Genomic DNA, 5,068 nt, shown 5'->3' on the forward strand with positions numbered 1-5,068 from the left:
GTCCGTGACGTCACCGGCGAGCTCGAACCGCACCTCAATGAAATTCGTATTCTCAAGCTGCGCCTGGAATGTCTCCGTGACTTGGTGCAGGAAGCCGCGACGGTCCTGCGCATTGGCAAGCCCCTGTCCGCTATCGGTGAAGATCTCGATATCGCGCTTCTCGCCCTGTTCATTGGCGCGTGTGCCGATATAGGCAAGCAAGGCGCCCGCCTGCTTGCCATTGGCCGCGCTGGACAAGATCTTGAACACCGCTGGCTGCGCGCCGGCGGCATAGGCCGCTCGCGCCGCAACCGCCCTCGCCTCTCGCGTCGCCCGCGCGAAGCGTCGAGTGGACGGGAGCGCGCCCGACCTTCCGCCGCCCCCGCCACGGCGCCGCCATTCTTCTTCCTCTTCCTTGACGAAGGCGCCGAGCGCGAGGTCGAAAATCGCTATCGCCCCCTTTGCGTCGCTGGATGAACGCAAGCTCCCACTGGTGCACACAGACAGCGGTATCGCGCTGAGCGGTCCTCCTCGGCCAGCGGACGAAACCGGTGCCTTTGCGACCCGTGCGCTCGCTCCCAGGTGCGTTGCGCTCGCCGTCGGCCATTGCGCACCCGCCATAGGCGAAGCCGCGCGGGCCGGGGCGGCGGCGCTCGCATGGATGTTCATCGCTTGACGATCGGCCGTCTCCCGGCCAGCCGCTTGCAAAGGCTTATCCTCCTCAAGCTGCTCGAGATCGCCAGCGCCCGGCATCCGCAGATAGCATTCGATCTCGGCAGCATATCCGGCGAGACGACCGCTCATGCCTTGACCTCGCGCCGCTTGCGCGGCCTGGCAATCATTGCCTTCAATTCTTCGCGGAACCGGCGCACGAGCTCACCAACGGCGATCAAGGCGCGCTCAAGGTCCTCGTCATATGGCACCCGGCCCTCGTTCATCGCGCGGACCGCCTGATTGAAATTCACACCAACACGGCGAAGCTGGTCGGTGGCCTCCTCAATGGAAGGTCGCAGTTCCCCCGTCGCCGCCGGTAGAAACCCCGCCTCGGTGCGGACAAGGCGGCGAACGACTTCGCTGACCGTCACCGACTCCACGTCAGCCATGGTGCGCAGCCGCTCCAGTTCGACTCTTGAGAAGCGCACATGCAGGACTTCGCCATAGCGCCGGGATGCATTCTGCCTTTCTGTTTGGCCACTGTTGGCTCTCATCTTCAAGCCCGCTTGCGGGCGCTAAGGCCGTTGGGCCGCGCCGTCCTTTTTTCGTGTGTAACACAAAAAAGGCTATCCTGCCAAAGACAAAAACAATATCACCAAAACATCTTTGCGGGTGTACGCTACATCAACCCAGCTTTCATTTCCAACTCATCTGCACATGTTAGCACGGAAACATGTTTCCTTGTGGACATCTTGCATCGTCAACTTAACGACAAGCCAACGTTGCGACATGTTTCTGTCTCAGCATGTTACCTTGCTGCGGCATCATCATGCTAGCTAACATGGAGACAGCTCGCAAGGAGCAGGGAACGTGAGCTCGCGCGATCGGGATCGCGGCGACCCGTGCGTTAGTAAGGCGGATAAGCCGAGGCATGCGACCGGGGCCAGGCACGGCCGCCTTGCGCCGGGCCAAGCATCGATGGCGCGGCCTCACCGATGGGCCTTTAGCGTTCCCTGCAACCCTCACCGCGGCGGATGCCGCGGGGCGGGCTGACCTAATCGTTCGGGAGCTTGTGCTTATGGATCCTGATGTAGTCCTGCACCGCTTGGCGCAGCAGCTCGGTCATGCTGTGGCCGTTGCTGATAGCTAGCAGCTTGAATTGGCGCTGTTCGCCGGCCGTAAGGTAATAGCCGCAGCGCACCATTTCCTCTTCGCGGATCTTCCTGCCGGCGACCGGATCCTTTTTCTGACCCTGTCGCAGCATTTTGCGGAAGTCCGGCCGAGCTGACGTCCGCGCCGCTTCAGCCTCCGCTGCCACCGCAGATTCGGCGGCAGGCGGCTGAGGAGCGGGATCGGATTTCGGAGCGATGAACATGCTCGGAAGCGCCGGCGGCTCAGTGGAGATCGCTCGCATCATGCGAGCCTTCTTGTCGTCCTGTGACTCCGGGAGGCTTTTGTCGGTCATGCGGCCTGCCTCATTGCTTCGGTGAAGGTCTTCAGGACATCGTCGAAGACCCCTTCACTTTCGGCAATCGCCTTCGCGTCAGGCTGAATTGGGCTGTAGAGTGTATGGCCACTTTGCAGGTCGCGATAGGCGACACGGTTTTGCAGCGCATGTTCGGCGATCGGCGTGCCGTTCGCCTGAATGATCGCGCGCAGTTCGCTCAAGGCTCTCGCCTTCGCATCAATGATGGTCTGTTTTGTCAGGACAAACACGGCTGGCAGCGGTCGGCCGCGTGTTTCGACCGCGAGCGGAATGTAGTGGTCGGTGATCTGGATTGCGGCGGTCACGTCGTCGAGCGCGAAGAAGATCGGCACCACGACGATATCGGAAGCAAATAGCCCGGCCATGAGATTGTCGTTGGTGGTGCCTTCGGTGTCGATCAGCACCACGCTGCGCTCGCTATTGTGCAGTTCTGCCGCCTTCAGGATCTCGCGCGGCGTCGTGGCGCTGACCAGTTGGAGTGTCTCGGGACGATTGCCGGCCTCCTTGAGCATCTGAGCCCACCGGCTCATGTTCTGGCGAACGTCGCCGTCGATGAGTGTCACCGCGTAGCCGCGCTTAAGGGCGACGGATGCCAGCGCGCGCAGCAGGGTCGATTTGCCAGTGCCACCTTTGGCGATAGCGGCAGATATGATCATAGCTCGGGGGACCTTCGATGAACCGCTTTATGCCAACCGCCTGCCCGGCAATTGTCATACCCGAACCCAAAGTGTAGTGTCAATTTATGAGCGATCAACCGGACAGGACAGTGATGTTCAGGGCAGCTTTGGCCGAGATCTCGACGCGCGACGGCTGCGAGGCCGCGCTTGATGCGGCAGCCGCCACGCTGGCGCATTACAGCGCGCTTGCCTCCGTCGGGATGATGCGCCAGCGCGAGCTGATCTTGATGGTGCCGAACAGTAAGGTGTGCGGAACGGATGATTAGGGCAGTATTGGTGGCCGTAGCGGCGGCGGCGAGCCTCGGCGCCGCCGCTCCAGGTGATCAGTCCAAGGAGGCCGGCAGCAATCCGATGTGGCCCGCCGGACTGCGATGGGATTGCGCCACGGCAGCAAAAATCGTGTGTGAACGCGACGGCTCCTGCAAGGTCGCAAAAGGGGATGCTTCATTCCTGCTCAACTACGACAACAACAATATCGAGTTTGCCAGCGGCGATGTGCGCATCAAGCGGCATTATCAGCAAACGGTGCAGGCAAGCCCTCTCCAAAGCGAGGTCAAGGTGGAGCTTGCCGACAATCGCGTCATCTGGCTGACGGCGGTGGACGCCAGTCGCACCTATTCCGACGCCTGGGTGGGTGCCCTCACTGAATTGAAGGGTGGCGCCGTCCTTTTGGAATCCCAAGGCGTCTATTGCACCCCACACAAGTGAGCGCCGCGAACCGGGCCCGCGCCAGGGATGGGACGGCTTCTGTAGCGCGGGAACGCCAGCGGCCCGTTATCTCCGGCCTCCGCCGTCCCTACGGCGCTATTGGAGGCGCGCTCCGGCTCCGGCTCTTTGGGCATGGGAACTGCGGCGACACAAAAGAAGATCCTTCGATGGACCCGATTGCGGGGCGAAGAGTGCGGTGCCACCAGCGGCGATCACTGCAGGAAGAGTTTCGAGGGAGTTGCTGATAGACCCGGGAACTGAGCCGAAACAGACGTTGGCATGCAGACGATCATTGAAGCTGCATCGCTTGCCAGCCATCGGGTCCCCTGGAGAATGCGACCAGGCCATCACCTTCGTCTTTCCAGGCAGTGCGAAGCTTGTACTTCACGGTGCATTGCACGCCGGGTCCCACGGCGTTCTTCGAGCACTCTCCGATGCGCAACGTCGCTTGATCAGTATTTTTCGCTCGCCGGAAAGCGTCCAAAGCCTCGGCCGGCGATGGAATCTCAAGGCCGGCCGCGGCCAATTTCGCACACAGCGACGGTTCGGACGGAATCGCCGCGGAGAGCTGGTCTTGTGTCGGATAAAGAGCAAGCGTGCCGCCTATGCCGACCAATGTTCCGGATGCCGCCGCCATGATAAGGGCCCCCGCATTGAACATGATCACGGCTTCGGAAAAACGTTGAAGGTCGAGGCGATAAGATCCGTCGTATAGACGGTCTCACCGTTGCGCTTGAAAGAGTTGTTGCTGATGCGGCCTTCGACCAAGACCACATCGCCGGGCTTCGCGTTCTCCGCCACCCAGGCGGCTTGCTTCTCCTCCAGGACCGTCACCTGGACCCAATCAGTGGCTTCCTTGGGATGGCCTTGTTCGTCGCGCCAATTGCGATTGGTGGCAATGTTGACCTTGGTGCTTTTGTCGAAGGGCGCGACCGACCCGACATTGCCATGAATGGTGAACCTGTTGACGCTTTTCATCGGGGTAACTGCCTCTTTTCCTACCACTAATTTAGCCGCCCGGGGTGACTCGGGATCATGGTCTGCTAAGGTTGAACCAGATGCGCTGCTGCAGCCGGGTTCGCGTCGTCGTAATCGATGTAGTAAGGCTTCGTGCGGCGCGGGCGTTGAATGTCGTAATAGGTGGTCGTTCGATCGTTATGTGCTCCGCTGGAGACATGAGTAAGCTGGACCGGCACGGTGCGGTCGCCGAGCTGGATGGTTCCCGTCGGACTTCCGTCGGCCTGACCATGCCGCGCTCCAAAGTTGGCAGGCTGACCGAGATTGCCAGCCGCGATTCGGCACATGCTGGCCTGGCCTTGTCCCGGCGGGTCGCTGGCCGGCGCGTAAGGCATCCACCCCTGCGGGCAGGCCTCGTACGGATCGTAGCCGGCGCCGGACGAATTGGCCTGCGGACAAGTCGGCCACGAAAAGCCCGGCAATCCCATGGCGTCGATAAGCCGGTCAATGGGTGGATGACAAGACGGCGTGCCCTGCCAGTCACCAGACAGGCAAAGCAGGACCTGGCAGCCCCACTCGGATGCGAATGTTTGGGACGGAACAGACG

General features: G+C 61.5%; 9 protein-coding genes. 2 read left to right on the forward strand and 7 right to left on the reverse strand.

Annotation, left to right across the window (positions count from 1 at the left end):
* From EOA38_RS27610 to EOA38_RS27625, 4 genes are all read right to left on the reverse strand, one after another.
* On the reverse strand, positions 1–462 hold a 462-nt coding region (locus tag EOA38_RS27610), incomplete at its 3' end, for a hypothetical protein (protein WP_145966091.1).
* Between the two features lie 317 nt (positions 463–779).
* Positions 780–1,193 carry a hypothetical protein gene (locus EOA38_RS27615; RefSeq protein ID WP_127222377.1) on the reverse strand — a complete coding sequence of 138 codons (414 nt, stop codon included), beginning with the start codon at positions 1,191–1,193 and terminating at the stop codon, positions 780–782.
* A 494-nt stretch (positions 1,194–1,687) separates the two neighbouring features.
* Complete coding sequence (locus EOA38_RS27620) at positions 1,688–2,098, reverse strand: hypothetical protein (protein ID WP_127300706.1); 411 nt, start codon at positions 2,096–2,098, stop codon at positions 1,688–1,690.
* On the reverse strand, positions 2,095–2,775 hold the full coding sequence (locus EOA38_RS27625; RefSeq protein WP_127300707.1) for a ParA family protein: 681 nt from the start codon (positions 2,773–2,775) through the stop codon (positions 2,095–2,097). Before EOA38_RS27625 ends, EOA38_RS27620 begins: the two co-directional genes overlap by 4 nt.
* A gap of 110 nt (positions 2,776–2,885) precedes the next feature.
* Between EOA38_RS27625 and EOA38_RS39370 the strand changes: the two genes are divergently transcribed.
* Positions 2,886–3,062, forward strand: a complete 177-nt coding sequence (locus tag EOA38_RS39370; protein WP_189434944.1) for a hypothetical protein — start codon at positions 2,886–2,888, stop codon at positions 3,060–3,062.
* 10 nt (positions 3,063–3,072) lie between these two features.
* Positions 3,073–3,504, forward strand: a complete 432-nt coding sequence (locus EOA38_RS27630) for a hypothetical protein (protein WP_245468549.1) — start codon at positions 3,073–3,075, stop codon at positions 3,502–3,504.
* A gap of 289 nt (positions 3,505–3,793) precedes the next feature.
* On the opposite strand, the gene EOA38_RS27635 is transcribed toward EOA38_RS27630, so the two are convergent.
* The 3 genes from EOA38_RS27635 to EOA38_RS27645 form a co-directional block, all read right to left on the reverse strand.
* The gene (locus EOA38_RS27635; RefSeq protein ID WP_127300708.1) at positions 3,794–4,141 is read right to left on the reverse strand and encodes a hypothetical protein; all 348 of its coding nucleotides are present in this window, start codon (positions 4,139–4,141) and stop codon (positions 3,794–3,796) included.
* Between the two features lie 26 nt (positions 4,142–4,167).
* Positions 4,168–4,482 carry a single-stranded DNA-binding protein gene (locus EOA38_RS27640; RefSeq protein ID WP_127221842.1) on the reverse strand — a complete coding sequence of 105 codons (315 nt, stop codon included), beginning with the start codon at positions 4,480–4,482 and terminating at the stop codon, positions 4,168–4,170.
* A gap of 65 nt (positions 4,483–4,547) precedes the next feature.
* Positions 4,548–5,068 (reverse strand): hypothetical protein (locus EOA38_RS27645; RefSeq protein WP_189434946.1); only part of this gene is annotated, 521 nt, incomplete at its 5' end.

It is taken from the genome of Mesorhizobium sp. M1E.F.Ca.ET.041.01.1.1, from assembly GCF_003997355.1.
Classification (GTDB): Bacteria; Pseudomonadota; Alphaproteobacteria; order Rhizobiales; family Rhizobiaceae; genus Mesorhizobium.

Excerpts from the sequence above, each read along its gene's own strand:
- EOA38_RS27620 (WP_127300706.1), bottom strand. The coding sequence starts at position 2,098 with ATGACCGACAAAAGCCTCCCGGAGTCACAGGACGACAAGAAGGCTCGC.
- EOA38_RS27625 (WP_127300707.1), bottom strand. The coding sequence starts at position 2,775 with ATGATCATATCTGCCGCTATCGCCAAAGGTGGCACTGGCAAATCGACC.
- EOA38_RS27635 (WP_127300708.1), bottom strand. The coding sequence starts at position 4,141 with ATGGCGGCGGCATCCGGAACATTGGTCGGCATAGGCGGCACGCTTGCT.
- EOA38_RS27640 (WP_127221842.1), bottom strand. The coding sequence starts at position 4,482 with ATGAAAAGCGTCAACAGGTTCACCATTCATGGCAATGTCGGGTCGGTC.